Origin of the sequence: Streptococcus sp. 339, assembly GCF_013277285.1 — a bacterium.
Lineage (GTDB): Bacteria > Bacillota > Bacilli > Lactobacillales > Streptococcaceae > Streptococcus > Streptococcus pseudopneumoniae.
The window spans coordinates 1-16,959 of sequence record NZ_VMMR01000036.1 but is presented as its reverse complement, the minus strand read 5'-3'; the positions used below and the strand labels follow the sequence as shown (position 1 = coordinate 16,959).

Sequence of the window (16,959 nt, the reverse complement as noted above, 5' to 3'; positions counted from 1 at the left end):
TAAATTCAGCGTCAAAGGCACGGTCAGCGTTGGCGATTTCCTTTTTCAAACGTTCTTCAAAAATCTGATGCAGATTTCGGCTTTCATTCAAAACGGCATCATTTACAATCCCACCGATCGCATTTGCAAGACTGGACTGGAAGGTCCCAAAACCTATTGATTTTAGGCGTTTTGCCATTGGCGAATAGGTGTATTTGGTGATTTTCTTACGAACATCAAGACCGTACCACTCATGGTAGATACTGACCACATCAAACATCTGCACCGCAACATCACTCTGACCGACAACCGAGATTTCAAGGTTATCTTCTAGCATGTCGCACATACTTGTCCGAAAATACTGCTTACCATATGCAATCAAGCTAGCCTCATCTGTCACGTCTTGGTCATTGACCTCCACGACATCTTCATAGATTTGGCTGTAGTTCCCAAGTAAGGGGCTGTCAATCACCACCATATAATCATGGTCAACCGCATTTTCTCCCTCGCCCTTAACAGTCGTTTTAAAGGTTATCCGAGTTTTCAGCGATTTGGTAGAGGTCTTATGCTGGTAGCTAGACAGGTTTTTCTTGTACATAAAAAGCGATTCATTTTCAGAACCGCCATTTTTTAACAAGCGTAAGTTGTAACCGTTTCGCACCATATCTCCGCCCCACTGACCTAGGATAGAATGCTTGTCTTTGGCCAAGACCTCCATGGCATTCTTGTCCTTGATATTGAGCGTATGCCTATCATCAATATCAGAGAAGAAAGAAAAAGGATTGGCTCTGGTAATACTACCAGCAAAAGCACTCAACACCCTTGTCCCACTGACACGGTCAACCTCGATAGAGCTAACGATGTAATTATTTAACAAACTGATAACCTGATTGGCATAGACTTGAATATATCCTTGTTGCTTTTCAACCTCAAAAATATAAAAATCCTGCTCACCATGCAGGTCATCTGCAGTCAGAAAAGTTTCCTCTTTCAGCAATTCCCACTTGGGATCCGATGTAGGAAAACGAAAGGTCAGTTGATAGGTATTGTTCCCCAAATGGACAATTTCATCATTGTAGGCCTCGTTTAAAGGCCTATTTCCCTCTGTAAGATAAATCATAAAATATACCTCCAATTCGGCCGAACTGTGACCTTACGAACCGCACCAGTAAAGACCAGACCGTTACTACCGACTGCCAACTCAAAGAAGCCTCCACGTTTTCGTAGCGTATTTTGAACCGCGCCATCTGCATTGTAAATATTCTGTTTCTTATGCCTACAATCAATGGTCACTTTTCGTCTAATGGTCAAGTGCATGGTTGTCCGTCCGATAGTCAAAGAAATATCGCCGTCTCCCTCAATCTCAATCACAGGCTCGCTATAGACAGAGCCTGGATTGTTGACATTACCGCTTGCGGTAAAGATAAGAGGAGCAAGATTTTTCTGATAGCGGAACGGTTGCATACTCAGCTTAAGCTCTAGCTTCCAGGCATGCATCCCATGAGGGCTATAGGTTGCACCAATAAAATCCGCATAAAAGACAGAACCCAACTGGTAGCTAAACTCCAGCACATTGTCCTTAGGCTGAAATTTCTCCACGATAGTCGAAACATCCAGTAACTTAGGAATATAGAACGAAAAAGTCCGTTCATAACTCTCATAGCCACCATCCAGCACTCGATAACTTCCGTTGGCTCCGTAGAGGTTAGCATCTTCAACCACCCTAGGTTTAGCTGCCTCCACCTGACCAAAATCCGTCACCACGCAGTGAGGGATAGTTGATGTATTGAAACCATTGATAATCATATAAAACATTACATTCCCTCCCTAGCGTAAATCGCACCTTGACGTTGGTAGACGCTCATTGAAATTTTATCAGCGTCCAGGTAAGTATCTGACGGCTTTTCAAGGATAGCGGTAAGGATCTTCTCCATACTTGCTCTCAGAATCGCTATCTCAGACACGACTTTATCGCTGTCTTTACTATTTGTATCTCCTTTTGTTTGCACCACTATTTTAGCTTGTGCTTCTTCCATCTCACGAAGGAATTTAGCATCACTCGGAATGCCAACTCCTGCAGCATATTTAGGGACCCCCATCTCACGCATCAAGCGTTTGGTCTTATCCGCCCGCAAAACTTTAGCCCCTTTAGGAAGAGGAAGAAGAACATCCCTCCCCTCAGGAATGAAGCTCCTACCATCTGGAAGAGTAACCAATTCCTTGTAGGTACTATTGCGTTGGTCATTGACCATAGCAAGACCACCAGGGTGATAGTTGGTACCGTGGGCATGCCGACTAGCAAAAACATTGGTAAAGAAATCACCAGTTACCCTAGTAATCCAAGTCCTAATGCCTGCAAGCACGCCAGACGCATTATCTTGAGCGCTGATTGTAACCGTTTTGTCTTGAATGCTATTAACGACGCTTTTGACCTCGCTGACAGTACTGGAAGTGCTATTTTTAGCAAGGATATCTACTGGATTATGTTGCTTAATCGCATTAATAGCCGCACTCGTCTCATTTCTAACGCCTGCAGTCTGATCTTTCGCAAGTAAATCAATTGGTTTTTCCTGTTTCGGAGAGTTCACACTCGCTTTTGCACTAGCAACTGCTTCACTAGTATTGTCAATAGCATTTAATGACTTATTCTCTGGATTAGATAGATTCCAAGCCATGATTTTATCGATTGACAATTGCCCGTTGTTCAAAACATTTGTAGGATCTAGTTTCAAATCTTTTGTAAATGGAGTAGTTGCATTCCAAGTTGTTAGCGTGTCAGTCGAACGAGCAACAGCCTTTCTGAAATTCTCATCCGTAGCCAGCAACTCTTTCTGCTTAGGAGTCAAGGCATCATAGTTATAGAGCGCTTTGGAAGCTTCCTCAGCCTTATTCATCACATCTGTATTTTCCAAAAGCAGTTGCTTGACTTCAGCAGGCATACTGTTCCAGATTCTAAGATGGTTTTCACTATCAAAGATAGCTTGCAGTCCTGCTTGATTTTGGACAATCAACTGTTTTTCTTCCAGTGTCATGGTTGACCACTTACCAGACTCAACGAGAGCTTCAGCAATCGTTACCCGAGCATTTGAGTTGATATTCGCATTTTTAACAATAAATTGCAATTGCTCCCAACCCTCAGCAGATTTAGTCGCTTCCCCAATCACTTCTTTTACGTTTGATTTAATGACAAAATTGTTGTTTTCATCAATGTTTCCGACGAGCAAAGACCAAGCATCATTCGCTTCTCTCGTTTCCTTGCTCATATCACTAGTATACTTAGCAAGAATGCTATGGGAATCACCCATTTTTTGAGAAGCTTCTGCTGCCTTTTGACCGATTACTTCATAAGACAAACCATATTCTTCCAGAACCTTTTTAGCTTCTTCCCAGTAGTTCCAGCTTTGTCCAGTTCGAGCTTTTACCTTAGCGTCAAGGTTTTGCATAACCTGGTAATACTTAGTACCTAAGGCTTCCATGGTTTGCTGGTGGTTTGTTTCAAGTTCTTGAATTTTTTTATTGTAAGTTTCTTGATCGATACGTTTGGCATCTAAGAGTTGTTTCAATCCATCTTTTGAGGTTTTGTATAACTGATTTTCTTCATCCAGAGCCTTCTTCAAAACATCTCTTGTGTGCTTTAATTGCGTTTCATTTAAACTACCAATCTCTCCATTCAGAGCCTGAAGCGCAGCCTTTTGTTGTTCGCCAGATAATTCCATCATTTCGATTCTAGCTTTGATCATCTCTCTTTGGTTGTTTAAGACGATTTCTTTTTCTTCTTGAGAAAACTTGCTAGCGTCTCCATTATGACGTTTGTAGATTTCACTGACCTGATTAGCCATTGCATCGGTATTTGAAACAACTTGGTCATTTTTTACTTTCATTTTAGCGATTTCTTCATCGCTAAACCCCAACTTTTTAGCTAATTCTTCCATACGTTGATTAGCTTTTTCAGCACCTGCTGCTACCTCTTCATGAAGTTTTCGAAAAGCTTCAGAAACTTTTTCAGCATCGCCAGCGTGGGTTCCAAAGTTGGCTACTGCTGTACTGGTATCATCTACCTTACTTTGGAAATCTCTTAACTCTTTCCTTGCAGTATCACTCAACTGAGACCCAAATTCCTCCGCCTTAATGCGAGCCTCGTCTTTCTTATGTCCTAGATAGACCAATCCTCCAGCTAGTAAAGCAGCACCACCCACCAGCAAACCAATAGGATTTGTCAAAGCCCCAATGGCTCCAGACAAGAGACTAGAACTAGATGCAGCAGCGCCAGCTCCTTCCGCTAAAACAGTGGCTTCGCTTCCTACCTTAGCAAGACCGAGACCACCTTGTAAAAGTCCTTTTAATTTACCAGCACGCTCTGTCAATTTAGCAAGACCGAGACCGCCCTTTAATAGTCCTTCTAATTTACCGGCATGTTTTATCAAAATACTAAGAGCCGTCGCCCCATTGCCTAGAAAGTTCAAGAAAGGGTAGCCCAGAGCCAAAAAACCACCAATACCAACCGCCAAGCTCTGTACGGCTGGAGGAGCCTTACTTAGCCAGTCGATAAATTGGTTCACCTTATCAATCACAGGAGTTAGTAATGGTAATAATTTCTGACCAATGTTAATCTGTAAAACTTCTAAACTAGATTTAAAACGTTCCACACCATTTTTAGAAGACTTAGATAATTCATTTGCTAAATCCTTGGTATAAGTTGTCGCCCCCTTGGTTTCGTTAGCAAGATTACGCAACGCATCTCCACCTTGGTCAACCAAGATATTCATCGCTGTCTGAGCTTCTGTACCAAAGGCTGTAGCAATCAAGGCCGATTTCTGAGCATCTGTCATCCCTTCCGTATTCTTTTTGATACGATCCAAAATATCAGGTAGCTTAATCGCGCCGCTACGAAATTCTTCTGCAGAAAAACCAAGCTTCTCCATTGCATTTGCATTTTGCTCTGATGGTTTCAGTAGCCTTGTTAAAGCTCCACGCAGAGCCGTACCAGCCTTTTCACCAGCAATACCATTGTTGGACAAAAGACCAACAGCAGCGGCAGTCTCTTCCAAGTTCATACCAACGTTTTTAGCAACGGGACCAACATACTCCATTGCAGCCCCCATATCAGCAAAACCAGCAGCCGTTTTATTGGCGACAAAGGTTAAGCTATTGGTTACTCGCTCTGTATCCTGAGTAGATAGCCCAAATTGTTGCAAAATATTCGTAGTGGCGTTCATAACCGTATTGAAGTCCTCACCAGACGCCTTTGCAGCGTCTAGGATAGCAGGCATGGCTTCGATTGTCTGATTGGCATCAAAACCTTTCTTGATAATTTCTTGCATCCCTTCATTGATAGATGCAGTAGAAATCCCATACTGCTTCGCCCAATTTTTTGAACTTTCACCCAGCTTTTGTGTGGTACTGTTCAGTTCATCCGCTGTTGGAATAGTATCTGCTAACAGAGATTTAGTTGTATTCATCTGACTTTCAAAGTCAATAGCTTTCTTAGTAGAAAGCGTAAAACCAGCTAATAAAGCAGCAGACACAGGCTTCATTGCATCGCCCATAGCCCGCAATTTTTCTCCACCTTTTGCAAAATTTTCACTCAAGGTATCCATCTTACCAGACCAACTATTTTCACGCCCCACATCTTGCAAAGCTTTTTCAACACCGCGTAGCTGACCTTCCATTACTGCCAACTTAGCATTCTCACGCTGAATATCAGCAGCAGCCTTGTCAAATTTAGCTGTCCCCGGTTCAAGTTTATCAAAACTTTTCTTCATCTCATCCAAAACTTTACGTTGTGAATCAATGGCTTGTCCTAAAGTCTTGTATTTTGCTTGAAGTAAGCTAGCATTTTTTTCATTGCCTTTTAAAGTACTGTCCAAAGAACGAACATTATTTTGAAAGTACTTTACAGCGTTTTTTGCACCAGTTAGAGTAGGACTGAACTTTGACACGTCCAACCCTAGCTCGATATACATCTGACCTAACGGCGTACCGCTTGCCATCTTGTTCTCCTTCCTAACTCCTCAGAGCAAAGAAAAAAGCCCTTACGGACTTTTCATCATTCTTTATAAAAATCATCCATTGCCATGTTCATAAAAGCCCAGATAAACATACCAAGAAATAGATAAGCATAGAGTGGCAGGGAAGCAAAGATAAAGGGTGATAGCAAGAGCATACCAAAGATATCTACAAAATTTGTACAAATACAATACAAGCCAAAAGCAAGATAAAGGATAAAAATGGTAAACCAAAACCAATATCTTCTACATGCTTTTTCTTTTCGAGACATTTCTTCCACCTCCCTTACATATCTCTATTATATTCCTAAGCCTTTGATTTGTAAAGTCTTGACCTAGAGACTTTCTAAAAAATCTGCCAAGTCAAGCACTTCTTCTTGTTCACTCGTTTCCAGACTTCCCAAGACCCCCATCAAGTCCTCCCAACTCGTATCCATCACATCGCGAATGCTCATTCCATAAGGACCCTCTGTAACTTGCTTGACAAAACCATAAAAACGTTTGATCGCTTGCCCAGGTGCTAGCTCTTTTCCTTTGGGTCTACATCACCTACCAGATGAGCATAAATTGCTGTAAAAATAGAAATCACTTTCGCAAAATCTGTGTATTCTAGTAATTGTTCTACTGTCACATCATCAAACAAACTAGCAATAAATCCCAACTGCTTATCAAGCTTCTCTGCCTCAGATAAATCACTTGTCAAGGATTCGTTCATGACCAAATAGTCACGATAATCACGAGTTGTGATTTCTTTGCTCTTTTTTAGGACATCTTCTCCCTTGTCATTTTTAATTGTAAATTGAACCTTAGCCATATACTTTCCTTTCTAAAAAAGTAAAAGAGAGCTTTCGCCCTCCTTCTACCCCGCAGCGGTTATGTTTAGTTGACCTTTCAATTTCTTCAACTTTTCAGCATCTGAACCATAAACAATAGCACCATAACGCCCCTTAGTTGCAACGTCTGAACTAGCTGTCGCAGTGAAATTCACACTAGTAGTAGCTAACTCATTCGCCTTATCCTTGAGCGTTTCAAAATCAATAGCATCCATAGAAAGCTGACCTTTATAAAAACCATAGTAAACAGGTTCCCCATCAGCAGTATTACTTTCAATGAGAATGGAAACATTCTTGGCAACTGTGTCTGCACCGAAGTAATAGATACCATCATCATCGCCATACCCCAAAGCATTCGTATATAAAGCTAATGGGACATCAAGCAAGCCCATCTCTACCTTAACATCACCGACTCCTCGATTGGAGACGTGATAAGCCACATTACTACCATAAGTCTTTACAGGGTCACTAGATAATCCAGTTACTCTAGCGGTCTGTGTAGCCCCTTCATTATCTTTACCTTCTAGCGTGAAGAGGTTCTGTCCAACCGTTGGAGTCTGTCCATCATGCACACGAATGGTGACTGATTTAAGTCCGATAAGTGCAGTTCCTTTTACTGTCATTTCTTTTTCCTTCTTTCTAGTATTTCTCATATAGAGCGCTCATACCACGATAAGTCCGAACGTCTACATAGCGCTTAATATCAGGAATCCATTGTTCCAAACCACCTTCAGTCTGATAAAATCCCTGTTCTTCCATTATTTTTTCAATTCTTCCTTGGAGTTCTTTACACTCCACTCGATTAGTAGACTCTACATTGATTTGATAGAGAAAAGTCTTAGCCAAACTAGTATTACTACCGTGAGCCGTCTGCATTGGAGGCCCTACAGGGATAATGACAATACTGGTCTCGCCATCTCCCAAGCTCTCAGGACGCTCAAAAGACTTGATACTAATACCAGATAAAGACTCATCCTCTTCCAAAGCATCGTAGAGTTCAGTTAATTTGTCTTTAATCATTACAAAAACTCCTGTTTTAACTTCATGCCGACTTTAGACTTAAAGACCGGCTTACTCGCTTCAAAAAAGCGGCGCATGACTCCGAAACCACGAGGATGCCCATTCTTTGCATAGCCAAATTCATTTAAGTGAATAATAGTCCAACGAGGACTTTTAAAACCTAATTTAACCATTGGAACTCCGCTGGATGTACCAGTCACATTCCCATGAACGACCGCACCAACCGTCTTCCCAGTGTCAGCGTACACCGCCATAGCCCGTTTGAAAGTTGGCTCAAACTCCTCAACCGTCTCCTTCAAGGCTCTGTTGACCTTTCTACGAACTATCGGCTCTCCTAGTCGAGCCTCAATATTCCTCAAAATATCATCAAATCCTTTTAGATTAGCTCCACTAGACATCACGACCACCTCCGATAAGGACAATCAAAAAATCCCGATTAGCAAAATCAGGACGGACATCAATGATTTGCCATTTCTTACCAACTAGACGGATATCCCCCACTTCGACAAAATGCCGATTTTCAGGCTGATAATCTGTCAGAGGGTCACGAATCTTCAAAGTCATCTTAGCTTTCATCGCTTTTCCAGTTGCAATCTCAACGTCTTTCATACTTGGAGAATAAGTTTGCCCCATCGTATAAAAAGCCTTCTCGTAACTCACATCACGACCATCAACCCCTTTTTTTATTTTAGAGGTATAGAAAGTCAGGGGAGTTCTCAGGTCTCCATTTTGAGACTCAGGCTTTTTGTAACGATAGCTTGGTCCCTCACTCCTCTTCATTTACGCTCACTACTTCCTTAGAGCTACGACTTCTGGACGACTTTTCCAACTCGACATAGTCAGGTAAATGTTCCTTTAGCTCAGCAAATCGTTCTTCTGTCGCTTCAAACCTTTCTCCGACTTGCCTAAGGACTCCCTCCTTGAGGTCATAAAACTCTTTTAATACCTTAATCATCACTATCCTCCATTTCTATCTTATCTAACGATAATGCTAAAATATCCGCTTTGAAATTTTCGTAAAAAAATTCAACTTGGTCATTATAGACATAGCGAGCACGTTCTAAGATAAGTTCCCTTATTTGATGATCGTGTATATTCCCACTTCCTACCAAGCGGGTAATAACCATTTGAGAACTTTCTAACATCCGTGAGAGATTCGCATCTTCTCCGCTATGAAAAATTCTCATCCGCTCCTTAAAAGGATCAAGGAGGGAATGAAGTTTAGCTTCAATCTCCATCCTTAGTCACCTTTTATTTTCCAATATTCAGTGTCCACACAGCAGCAGTCTTTTCATCATGCGCTTTACCATAAGCAAATTGCTTAGCAGTGTAGAGATTCAAGTCTTCTAAAGCATAGGTTTCGGTAAATCGTCCAAATTCAATCCCCCCACCTACAAAGGCATCGTAGCGACCTTTGACAAATGTAGTCACCTTACCAGACGCTTGAGCAACCGACTCAACCAAGATGAGGTTATAAGGCATAGCTGTTACATATACACCCTGAGCATTGAGAGACGTATATTGCTTCTTCACATCCCAGGCATCTACAGGGTTCACTACCATAACCAAATTACCTTCTACTGCAACAGGAGTGGTATTGTCAGCTTTTGTAGAATGGTATTTATAAACCTCCGTCAACTCTTTTACCACGGTAGCAGAGTCTGCGAAAGTCAATGGTTTTTTCTGAGCTTGTTTCTCAGCATAAGTTACTTTTTCACTTTCTGCAGTCCCTGTAAGAGTACGAGACAACCCGATAGGCTTGTTGTCCCCATCACCATTTAAATAACCAGCTTCAAGAGCAGCTGCAAAGGCCTCTGTAATTTGAATGGATACGTAAGACTGTAGCCAAGCAGGACCAAACTTTTCAGAGTCTTTAGGGATTACAACAAAAGCAGTCAATTTAGACTGAATCGCTTCTTCTTCAGCAAATTCTTGTTTCAATTGTCCTTGAATTTCAGCATTGATTTTACCCCAAACCGCTTGACCTATACGACTAGACTTGAGGAATTTCAAACGAATACCAGCATTACGCAAGCCGATGTGTTGAAGAAGTGGACGGGCTGCCACCATATCCTCAAAAATCCGGTCAATTATTTCCTGAGGGAACAATTTCTCAATTCCTTTGGGAGGAAGTTTCTCAATGTTGTTGAAAAATTCGCGAGCTTCAGCAGTCAACTGTGCATCGTATGGATTCATAGTTGCGATTTCTTTACGAGCAGCTTCTCGAGCATCATCTTGCAACTTATCTGTCAATGCCTCAATCATCTCGTTATAGAGCTTATTTTGCTCTTCCATAGGAGCACCAGTTTCTACTGCATTCATAAAGTTCTGACGAGCAGTTGTAAATTCATTACCAAGTTTCATCATTGTTTTTTATTTCCTTTCTTAAAATGGGAAACGACCCAACCCCACAGGTTCAGCCGTCTTGTCTTCTTTTTTCTTATCTTCTGGGATAGGTAAACTGTTATTCAACCTATCACGAACCAAGTCCGCCAATAACTCCACATCTGGGGCCATCGCAGATCGGATTTTTTCGATAAAATCACGAGGAATCACAGGTGTCTGACTAGCTACCAAGACAGGAGCTTCCTGACTTTCAAACATGACCTTATCTGCGAAGCCATGATTAACAGCAGAACGAGCATCAAACCACGTTTCACCCTCCATTAGATCCAGTAAATCATCTAATGCCTTACCAGTCTTATCAATATAGGCATATGCGATGGACTTATTAAACCCTTCTAACACACCAGCCTCATGCAAGAGCGCCTTATGGTCACCACGTACACCAGCAGATACATTATGGATCATGATTTGCGCTGTAGGACTAATTTCCACCTGATCACCAGCCATAGCGATAACACTCGCAGCACTAGCAGCAATCCCCACGATTTTCACCGTCACATGCCCCTGATAAGCACGCAATGCTGTATAGATTTCACTACCAGCATACACATCACCACCACCAGAATTGATGTGCACCTCCACATCTTCTCCCGTCGTCGGCAATACAATATCCTTAGGAGCAGTTGCATCCATGTCTATCCAATCATAAAACCAGCGGTCATCATTGGATACAATCGCTCCCTTAATCTGAATGATTGTCATCCTCATTTCCTCCTTTCTCTATTTCGTTTTCACCCTGATAGTTCTTAGTGATAAGGAAAGAATCCCCACCAGGAACAGCCTCAAGACCAAGTTCCAATCTCACCTCATTTCGAGTCATAGCCCCAGATGAGATGAGTTTATCTATGTTCTCAGCCAGAGCAAACTTATCCAGTCCCCCCTCACCAAAAATCACAAATTTTTTCTGATTAGCGTATCCAACCGAGCTCACGATAGCATGGTTTAGAGCGTCACCCACTTTTTTAACCAGCGATTCATAACAATAACTGTTAAACATCTTCTGGCTATTAGACAAATCAGCCATATCTCCATGCATCAAAGCCGTCGGCAAACCTAATATATCCGCAACCTCGTCATCAAATTGACGTCTCAGTTTCTTCAACTCTTCAACTGATAGATTTGTAGTTCCTACCGTATTGGTCAACTCCGAATACTCCACACCATCCATTGTCGGTACAATGGCAACCGTCTTAGACGTAAAGGACTTAAAAAGATTGTCCGCATATCTCTGCAGTTTCTTTCTCTTATCCTCATCAAAAGTTCCATTCGCTTTTGTAGCCAGAACCCCACGGATCTGATTATTTCTAGCTAAGGCTTCCACCAGACGAGTATGTAGTTTTTCATAATCAGAAAACAAGTCAGATACATATTCTTGCAAGCGATTGTTATTATACTGAAGAAAGATGACATCACTCATAGCAAACTTCCTCTGAAATGTATAATCCCCGACAGACACCATCTCAAAGGTGTCATCATACAGAGCATAACACCTACGAGTAAAAGCATCAGCTACCAGTAACTGCTTATCATCAGACAAAACAATGAGTACTTCGTTTTTCGTCAATAAGCGATAAATGACCTTCTGCCAGAACTCCGAGGCCGACTCATTCTTATTGGGACGCACATTTAAAATATAATCCCAGTCTGACGTCACATGATGATTCTCCACCATATACCGAAATTCCGACTTAGCAAAGATACGAGCCACAAACTCCGCCGACTTATCAATCGCTAAACTCTTTAACTGCAAACACCCCAACATTCGTTCCAACTCTTCAAAATCAAAACCAACATCAGGCGCATCACGCTTAAATAAATTTAAGAACCCCATGCTTCCCCTCCTTCCTATCCAATTACCAACCTACCACCCAAAATTTATTCTTAGATTAAAACTCCCAATCCTCTAACATATCGAGGAATTCCCCAACGTTCGACTCATGTACAAGCTCACGTTTGTATAGAGCAGCAATCAAGGCATGGAAACCATCCGTCTTTCTTCTGACGGGCTCTTTCTTCAAGAAACGCTTATTGCCATCCTTGTCCTCTTTGACGTAGGTATTATCCGTATACCAAATCATAGAATTATCATTCTCAAAGATAAATCGTTCATTAGCAAATCCGTCTTCAATGATTGGCGCAACCTTGGATTGAATCGCCCCAGGATTTCTCAAGAACTCATATTCAAAACCAGCCTCTTCCAAAAGAGGTTTTAACAAGTCCATTCTGAAACCATCTGCACATACAAGCTCAATCTGATAAAACTTACTCCATTCATTCAATTTTTCGACCAATAAACGAGGGTCAATACTAGGTCCGTCCACAATTGTAAATAAGCCTCTATCTGCCCATTCCTGAATAGGAGCTTTAAGTTTAAAAGCTTTCAAAAATGCTTTACGAGCAAATGAATGTTGTTTCCAGATAAACTCATCTCCGTTCTTAAACAACAAACCAACACTCGCAAAATCTCGAATGCTAGCATAGTCAAATCCTGCGACACAGGACTTACCCAACAAGTCAATACCAGGCGAACGTAAACAAGCAAGTAATCTTTCACGAGTCGTCACATCTTTCTCAAGGTCTGCTTCAGGAAGATTCATCCGTTTAGTCATGAACTCCTGACGACCAGACGGCTCCAGCTCAAGGTCATCATAGTCAGCCTTAGTTCTAGCAAGCAACCTCTTAGCGTAAGGCGTGCTTTCATCCAACATCGGATTTGCTTTCGGCCAATTCTTCATGTCATCCACCTCATCCGCACTATCAAGCTTGCAGATAAAAGGGAAGAGTCTGAAATCATCAACCTCTCCATTCAAGATTTGCATAGACTTCTCTATCAGCTTGTCATAGAACCCCTCGCGCACATACCCATTCGTACCGTTGTAGAAAGTCCTGACATGAGCAATCTTACCAAGACCAGACCTTTGAACCTTCACAGCCTTATCATTTTCAAATTGGTGAATCTCATCAAACTCAAGACAACCATCACGAGCAGAGTCCATAGTCTTCGGATTATTCGTCCGAAAAGAAAAGACCGAGTTGTTCGCTCGACCTGTGATAGACATTTTAGTCAGATAGAAATGGTCCTCAAGACCACGCCTTTGGATAGTCTCATAAACTTCCTCAAACGAAACCTTACCCTGTTTCTCAGAGTTAGCAGTGATAGTCACATCGTAATCTCTGATAGGGTAGATAGGGCTGATAAAAAACGATGACCTTGCTGACATAAAACCATTCTTACCACCCCCACGAGCAAGTGTGTATAGATACTCGTCAAAGTGTGGTTCCTCGTCTACCTTCCGAAAAAGAAAAATGAACGGTGTCAAGAAAAGTTGATACTTAGCCAGAGGGAAAAAATTCTTTTCCGCAAACCGAATGAACTTATCAATCAAGTCATTATCAAAATACAAATCATCACGAGGATAGATTTTCTCCTTGATGATTTTAAACAGCAACTTCCTTTCCTTGTTGACAACAACTTCTCCATTCTCAGCCATTTTGATGTAGTCATCAACCAGCGGATGAGAAATCATAACAGATCACTTCCAGACGTAGCTTTCTCGACAGGAGAATTTTCAACATCAAAATCAAACGACCGCTCAATAGCCAAAAGCTGATTACTGGTTGTGTTGATTTCCTTGATGAGAGAATTCGCTTTTTGGAATCTTTGTTGTCCATTGTGAACAGTGATGACCAGTCCGTCTTCATGAAGTTTAGCTTTCAGCTCATAAAGCAGCCGGACAAGATAAAGATAGCGATTGACTTTTTCATACTGAATCGCATCCTTTTTTCTAGGACTGAAATAGCCAATTTTAGAAAGTAGCTGATTTTCTAATTCTTTTATATTTTTTTCCGAGTATTCTTCCATTACCCCCCACCCCCTTTAATTTTTTGTTAAAAATTTGGACAGTCGAGTGCAGACCGCTTACCGACATCTTTGAAAATTTCCGATTTTTTTGACCGGGGGGTGTTTAAGATTCGTTCACCTAACCCCACCATTCATCTTTTCGGAAATTTCTGTCATTCTTATCAAAACGATCATGCCTTTTATTATGACATGCCTTGCACAATGTTCGTAGGTTATCGATATCAAGCGCGAACTCTGGATAGAACTCTAGCTCCTTGATATGGTCAACTTCTAAATTAGTAGTCGTGACCTTGCCTTCATCCCTGCACCATACACATTCGTAATGATCTCGTTTAAGTGCTTGCCTTCTTATCGTTCTCCACTCACTGGAATTGTAAAATTGGTTTCGTTCTTCTCGAGTTGAAACTTCAATCATTGTTTAATATTCTTTGTTCATTATATCTTTCGTCAATAATTATCTTAAAGATACTTATTTTAAATTGCTGTTACTCTATATTTTCTAGCGTTCAATTAGACATATCTTATATTCTGTCTAATTCAAACAGTCGCCAAAAATCCTGACACAATAAGGATATACAGTAATCCACTAAATGAATTAGCGTTTGACTCGTTATGTCTAATTGGTTAACTACAATCCAAAATTTGACATCGCTTTGTCCTGTTGATCTTGACGAATACCTATATATCTTAAGGTAATAGCTGGTGATGAATGATTAAACAAACTCATCAACATTGCTATATCTTTTGTCTTTTTATAATAATGATATCCAAATGTCTTCCTCATTGAATGAGTTCCTATATTTTCAATACCACACTCAGATGCAGCAACTTTTAAAATCCAATCCACAGTCCTACGATCAAGTGGTTTATTTTTTCCGACTCTACTTTGAAATAAAAAATGATGATGAGGTTTATTTTGTATATACTCTCTAACCTCACGTTTGAGAGTTTTAGTCATTTTAATCTTTTTCTTCTTCCCAGTCTTTTGTTCTTTCAGTTTGATATACCAACCTTGAACATCCTTTACTCGAATTTTTAAAATGTCACCAACTCGCAAACCTGAATTGATACCAAAAAGAAATAAAATATAATTACGCTCATTCCATTCTCTCAGATAATCTTTCATAGCCTGTATATCATCTTTATCCCTGATTGGTTCTACAATATTCAAAACAAGTATCACCACCTTTCAAATAATCAAAAAAAGCCACTGGTCGTGGCATTGAATATGACAGTAGCTGGAATTGAACCAGCTGGTCTAGCAGTAAAACGCACGCTTGGTAAAAGTTTCAAGGAGACCCAAACAACCTGCTAACCTGTCCTTACTGTCTAAGAGGCCGAAACCTCTGTATTTTTAGGAGTCCTCATGACTGTTCGTTACCCAATCATTGGATAATACTATTTTAGCACCTTTTTTCGTTCCAATTCTCCCAAGATTTTCCCAGATTTTTCCCAAGATTTTCCCAGAAATCACTTGTAAACCAAAAGGTTGCTTGCTTGATAGGACTCTGCAAACTCTAATAGAGCTTTGTTTAATATCCGATAATACTCACTAGATGAGTAGCCTAGTTCTGAGTAGATGCTGTAGTCTTCCCTCCTTTTCTTCCTGCAATATCGTTCGATTAGGATACGTGTATATTCCATATCGGAAAGATTGTTGATTGCTTTAGCGATTAGTTCTAAATCCTGCTGAGCTGATACTCTACGCAAGACCATGCTTTCTACCTGCTTACTTGTCTGACCACTTGATGATTTTGGTTCAAGCGAGTAGGATATTGTTATTTTGGGGGCGTATTCTTCTCCAGCAATCCGTCTCAGACGACTGTATTTTTTTAGGACTTTGATAGCTTCCTTTCTGGTTTTCTTTTCATCGATGATATCCAATAACTCTATTTGCACACGAACTCCTCCTCATGATATAATAGTTATGCGAAACCATACCATGAGGAGTCAGCTGTGCTGGCTTTTTTCATGCCCTACTCCCGAGAATAATATCAGCAGGAAAAGCAAAGTAAGTACAGATATCTTCTACATTATAAATATTCGGTACACTTTCCTCCTTCTCCCATTTAGCAATCAGGTAGCGACTATAGCCTAGTTTAGCTGCTAACTTTTCTTGTGACAACTTCCTTTCCTTACGTTTTTGCTTTAGCAAGAAAGCAAACCTACTTGCTTGTCTTGGATTTAATTTATCATTCATCATCCACCTCAATCTTTATGACTGCCCTACCATTCGGATGGCGTTTTTGTGTAGATGCAAAAGTGTAATACTTCAACATCCTCTCGGCAATTCCTGTTTCTTTGCTGATTTCCGCAAGCGTCCCCATGGTAATAAAGGTGTCGCCTTCATACAATGCGTATTCACTCATGCTCCATCTCCTCAATCAGCCAATCAAGGTTCTTGCGTGCTTTCTTCAGGTCTTCCAGACCGTTTTTCTTTTGAAACCGTAACATATACTTGATTGCGTTGCCCCAAAAGAAAGCAGACGCTCCGGAAAGGTTCCCAACGAAGTTATGCACAACATCGATAGCCTCAAGACCGTTTGCACCTTGGTAGTGGCTTGGTTTGTTTATATTGTCAATTATTTCTGGGTTCATTCCTTATCCTCCAAAAGTTCTGGGTTTTCGTAGATATTGCCAATGACTTCATAATTCTTGCGAATATCTTCATAGTCCATAGCTTGAAACCATTCATCATCATAACTAGAATTAAGGTGAAACCCGATATTTTTTATTTTATATCCAAAATCTTCCTCATAAATCCATTTACCAAATTTGACTACGCTGGGCATTCCACTATTCCTAGAAACCACATCCTCCTCGAAAATCTCCACCCCGTTCTTATCCTTGAGTC

The 16,959-nt window shown here is 40.9% G+C and carries 23 protein-coding genes; all 23 read right to left on the bottom strand.

All coding sequences use genetic code 11. The features are described 5' to 3' along the window. Window positions 1–1,099 (bottom strand): phage tail spike protein (locus HT736_RS05405; RefSeq protein ID WP_172930811.1); only part of this gene is annotated, 1,099 nt, incomplete at its 3' end. Then, window positions 1,096–1,794, bottom strand: a complete 699-nt coding sequence (locus HT736_RS05400) for an adenylosuccinate synthetase (protein ID WP_023937050.1) — start codon at window positions 1,792–1,794, stop codon at window positions 1,096–1,098. The genes HT736_RS05405 and HT736_RS05400, both read right to left, overlap by 4 nt. Beyond that, on the bottom strand, window positions 1,794–5,969 hold the full coding sequence (locus HT736_RS05395) for a phage tail tape measure protein (RefSeq protein WP_172930810.1): 4,176 nt from the start codon (window positions 5,967–5,969) through the stop codon (window positions 1,794–1,796). The genes HT736_RS05400 and HT736_RS05395 overlap by 1 nt, the downstream gene beginning before the upstream one ends. Before the next feature lie 56 nt (window positions 5,970–6,025). Then, on the bottom strand, window positions 6,026–6,256 hold the full coding sequence (locus HT736_RS05390) for a hypothetical protein (protein WP_000087358.1): 231 nt from the start codon (window positions 6,254–6,256) through the stop codon (window positions 6,026–6,028). A 248-nt stretch (window positions 6,257–6,504) separates the two neighbouring features. Next, the gene (locus tag HT736_RS05385; RefSeq protein ID WP_172930809.1) at window positions 6,505–6,798 is read right to left on the bottom strand and encodes a hypothetical protein; all 294 of its coding nucleotides are present in this window, start codon (window positions 6,796–6,798) and stop codon (window positions 6,505–6,507) included. A 45-nt stretch (window positions 6,799–6,843) separates the two neighbouring features. Continuing rightward, window positions 6,844–7,440, bottom strand: coding sequence for a major tail protein (locus tag HT736_RS05380; RefSeq protein WP_000216339.1), 597 nt, complete (start codon window positions 7,438–7,440; stop codon window positions 6,844–6,846). A gap of 16 nt (window positions 7,441–7,456) precedes the next feature. Continuing rightward, window positions 7,457–7,837 carry a hypothetical protein gene (locus HT736_RS05375; RefSeq protein WP_000588569.1) on the bottom strand — a complete coding sequence of 127 codons (381 nt, stop codon included), beginning with the start codon at window positions 7,835–7,837 and terminating at the stop codon, window positions 7,457–7,459. Then, complete coding sequence (locus tag HT736_RS05370) at window positions 7,837–8,235, bottom strand: hypothetical protein (protein ID WP_172930808.1); 399 nt, start codon at window positions 8,233–8,235, stop codon at window positions 7,837–7,839. Before HT736_RS05370 ends, HT736_RS05375 begins: the two co-directional genes overlap by 1 nt. Then, complete coding sequence (locus HT736_RS05365) at window positions 8,228–8,617, bottom strand: hypothetical protein (protein WP_000830391.1); 390 nt, start codon at window positions 8,615–8,617, stop codon at window positions 8,228–8,230. The genes HT736_RS05370 and HT736_RS05365 overlap by 8 nt, the downstream gene beginning before the upstream one ends. Next, a complete protein-coding gene (locus HT736_RS05360; RefSeq protein WP_000598693.1) occupies window positions 8,604–8,792 on the bottom strand; it encodes a hypothetical protein in 189 nt (62 codons plus the stop codon). Before HT736_RS05360 ends, HT736_RS05365 begins: the two co-directional genes overlap by 14 nt. Continuing rightward, window positions 8,785–9,075: a hypothetical protein gene (locus HT736_RS05355; RefSeq protein WP_000401888.1), complete on the bottom strand. Its 291-nt coding sequence runs from the start codon at window positions 9,073–9,075 to the stop codon at window positions 8,785–8,787. Before HT736_RS05355 ends, HT736_RS05360 begins: the two co-directional genes overlap by 8 nt. A gap of 13 nt (window positions 9,076–9,088) precedes the next feature. Beyond that, window positions 9,089–10,204, bottom strand: a complete 1,116-nt coding sequence (locus tag HT736_RS05350) for a phage major capsid protein (protein WP_172930807.1) — start codon at window positions 10,202–10,204, stop codon at window positions 9,089–9,091. Window positions 10,205–10,222: 18 nt separating this feature from the next. Continuing rightward, window positions 10,223–10,945, bottom strand: a complete 723-nt coding sequence (locus tag HT736_RS05345) for a head maturation protease, ClpP-related (protein ID WP_172930806.1) — start codon at window positions 10,943–10,945, stop codon at window positions 10,223–10,225. Continuing rightward, on the bottom strand, window positions 10,926–12,074 hold the full coding sequence (locus HT736_RS05340) for a phage portal protein (protein ID WP_172930805.1): 1,149 nt from the start codon (window positions 12,072–12,074) through the stop codon (window positions 10,926–10,928). The genes HT736_RS05345 and HT736_RS05340 overlap by 20 nt, the downstream gene beginning before the upstream one ends. A 55-nt stretch (window positions 12,075–12,129) precedes the next feature. Further along, on the bottom strand, window positions 12,130–13,770 hold the full coding sequence (locus tag HT736_RS05335) for a terminase TerL endonuclease subunit (RefSeq protein WP_023938748.1): 1,641 nt from the start codon (window positions 13,768–13,770) through the stop codon (window positions 12,130–12,132). Continuing rightward, window positions 13,767–14,105 carry a hypothetical protein gene (locus HT736_RS05330; RefSeq protein WP_000393459.1) on the bottom strand — a complete coding sequence of 113 codons (339 nt, stop codon included), beginning with the start codon at window positions 14,103–14,105 and terminating at the stop codon, window positions 13,767–13,769. The genes HT736_RS05335 and HT736_RS05330 overlap by 4 nt, the downstream gene beginning before the upstream one ends. A gap of 118 nt (window positions 14,106–14,223) precedes the next feature. Continuing rightward, a complete protein-coding gene (locus HT736_RS05325; protein ID WP_000573817.1) occupies window positions 14,224–14,520 on the bottom strand; it encodes an HNH endonuclease in 297 nt (98 codons plus the stop codon). 213 nt (window positions 14,521–14,733) lie between these two features. Continuing rightward, a complete protein-coding gene (locus HT736_RS05320) occupies window positions 14,734–15,276 on the bottom strand; it encodes a site-specific integrase (protein WP_001028145.1) in 543 nt (180 codons plus the stop codon). Between the two features lie 299 nt (window positions 15,277–15,575). Further along, on the bottom strand, window positions 15,576–16,004 hold the full coding sequence (locus HT736_RS05315) for an ArpU family phage packaging/lysis transcriptional regulator (protein ID WP_023940104.1): 429 nt from the start codon (window positions 16,002–16,004) through the stop codon (window positions 15,576–15,578). Window positions 16,005–16,074: 70 nt separating this feature from the next. Next, the gene (locus HT736_RS05310; RefSeq protein WP_023940103.1) at window positions 16,075–16,305 is read right to left on the bottom strand and encodes a helix-turn-helix transcriptional regulator; all 231 of its coding nucleotides are present in this window, start codon (window positions 16,303–16,305) and stop codon (window positions 16,075–16,077) included. Then, window positions 16,298–16,474, bottom strand: coding sequence for a hypothetical protein (locus HT736_RS05305; protein WP_171039873.1), 177 nt, complete (start codon window positions 16,472–16,474; stop codon window positions 16,298–16,300). The genes HT736_RS05310 and HT736_RS05305 overlap by 8 nt, the downstream gene beginning before the upstream one ends. Continuing rightward, entirely contained in the window at window positions 16,467–16,703 is a 237-nt protein-coding gene (locus HT736_RS05300) for a DUF3310 domain-containing protein (protein WP_023933950.1), read from the bottom strand. The genes HT736_RS05305 and HT736_RS05300 overlap by 8 nt, the downstream gene beginning before the upstream one ends. Further along, window positions 16,700–16,959 (bottom strand): YopX family protein (locus HT736_RS05295; RefSeq protein WP_240154024.1); only part of this gene is annotated, 260 nt, incomplete at its 5' end. The genes HT736_RS05295 and HT736_RS05300, both read right to left, overlap by 4 nt.

Excerpts from the sequence above, each read along its gene's own strand:
- HT736_RS05370 (WP_172930808.1), bottom strand. The coding sequence starts at position 8,235 with ATGTCTAGTGGAGCTAATCTAAAAGGATTTGATGATATTTTGAGGAAT.
- HT736_RS05355 (WP_000401888.1), bottom strand. The coding sequence starts at position 9,075 with ATGGAGATTGAAGCTAAACTTCATTCCCTCCTTGATCCTTTTAAGGAG.
- HT736_RS05330 (WP_000393459.1), bottom strand. The coding sequence starts at position 14,105 with ATGGAAGAATACTCGGAAAAAAATATAAAAGAATTAGAAAATCAGCTA.
- HT736_RS05400 (WP_023937050.1), bottom strand. The coding sequence starts at position 1,794 with ATGTTTTATATGATTATCAATGGTTTCAATACATCAACTATCCCTCAC.
- HT736_RS05375 (WP_000588569.1), bottom strand. The coding sequence starts at position 7,837 with ATGATTAAAGACAAATTAACTGAACTCTACGATGCTTTGGAAGAGGAT.
- HT736_RS05300 (WP_023933950.1), bottom strand. The coding sequence starts at position 16,703 with ATGAACCCAGAAATAATTGACAATATAAACAAACCAAGCCACTACCAA.
- HT736_RS05395 (WP_172930810.1), bottom strand. The coding sequence starts at position 5,969 with ATGGCAAGCGGTACGCCGTTAGGTCAGATGTATATCGAGCTAGGGTTG.
- HT736_RS05385 (WP_172930809.1), bottom strand. The coding sequence starts at position 6,798 with ATGGCTAAGGTTCAATTTACAATTAAAAATGACAAGGGAGAAGATGTC.
- HT736_RS05345 (WP_172930806.1), bottom strand. The coding sequence starts at position 10,945 with ATGACAATCATTCAGATTAAGGGAGCGATTGTATCCAATGATGACCGC.
- HT736_RS05325 (WP_000573817.1), bottom strand. The coding sequence starts at position 14,520 with ATGATTGAAGTTTCAACTCGAGAAGAACGAAACCAATTTTACAATTCC.
- HT736_RS05305 (WP_171039873.1), bottom strand. The coding sequence starts at position 16,474 with ATGAGTGAATACGCATTGTATGAAGGCGACACCTTTATTACCATGGGG.
- HT736_RS05390 (WP_000087358.1), bottom strand. The coding sequence starts at position 6,256 with ATGTCTCGAAAAGAAAAAGCATGTAGAAGATATTGGTTTTGGTTTACC.
- HT736_RS05350 (WP_172930807.1), bottom strand. The coding sequence starts at position 10,204 with ATGATGAAACTTGGTAATGAATTTACAACTGCTCGTCAGAACTTTATG.
- HT736_RS05335 (WP_023938748.1), bottom strand. The coding sequence starts at position 13,770 with ATGATTTCTCATCCGCTGGTTGATGACTACATCAAAATGGCTGAGAAT.
- HT736_RS05310 (WP_023940103.1), bottom strand. The coding sequence starts at position 16,305 with ATGAATGATAAATTAAATCCAAGACAAGCAAGTAGGTTTGCTTTCTTG.
- HT736_RS05380 (WP_000216339.1), bottom strand. The coding sequence starts at position 7,440 with ATGACAGTAAAAGGAACTGCACTTATCGGACTTAAATCAGTCACCATT.
- HT736_RS05365 (WP_000830391.1), bottom strand. The coding sequence starts at position 8,617 with ATGAAGAGGAGTGAGGGACCAAGCTATCGTTACAAAAAGCCTGAGTCT.
- HT736_RS05340 (WP_172930805.1), bottom strand. The coding sequence starts at position 12,074 with ATGGGGTTCTTAAATTTATTTAAGCGTGATGCGCCTGATGTTGGTTTT.
- HT736_RS05360 (WP_000598693.1), bottom strand. The coding sequence starts at position 8,792 with ATGATTAAGGTATTAAAAGAGTTTTATGACCTCAAGGAGGGAGTCCTT.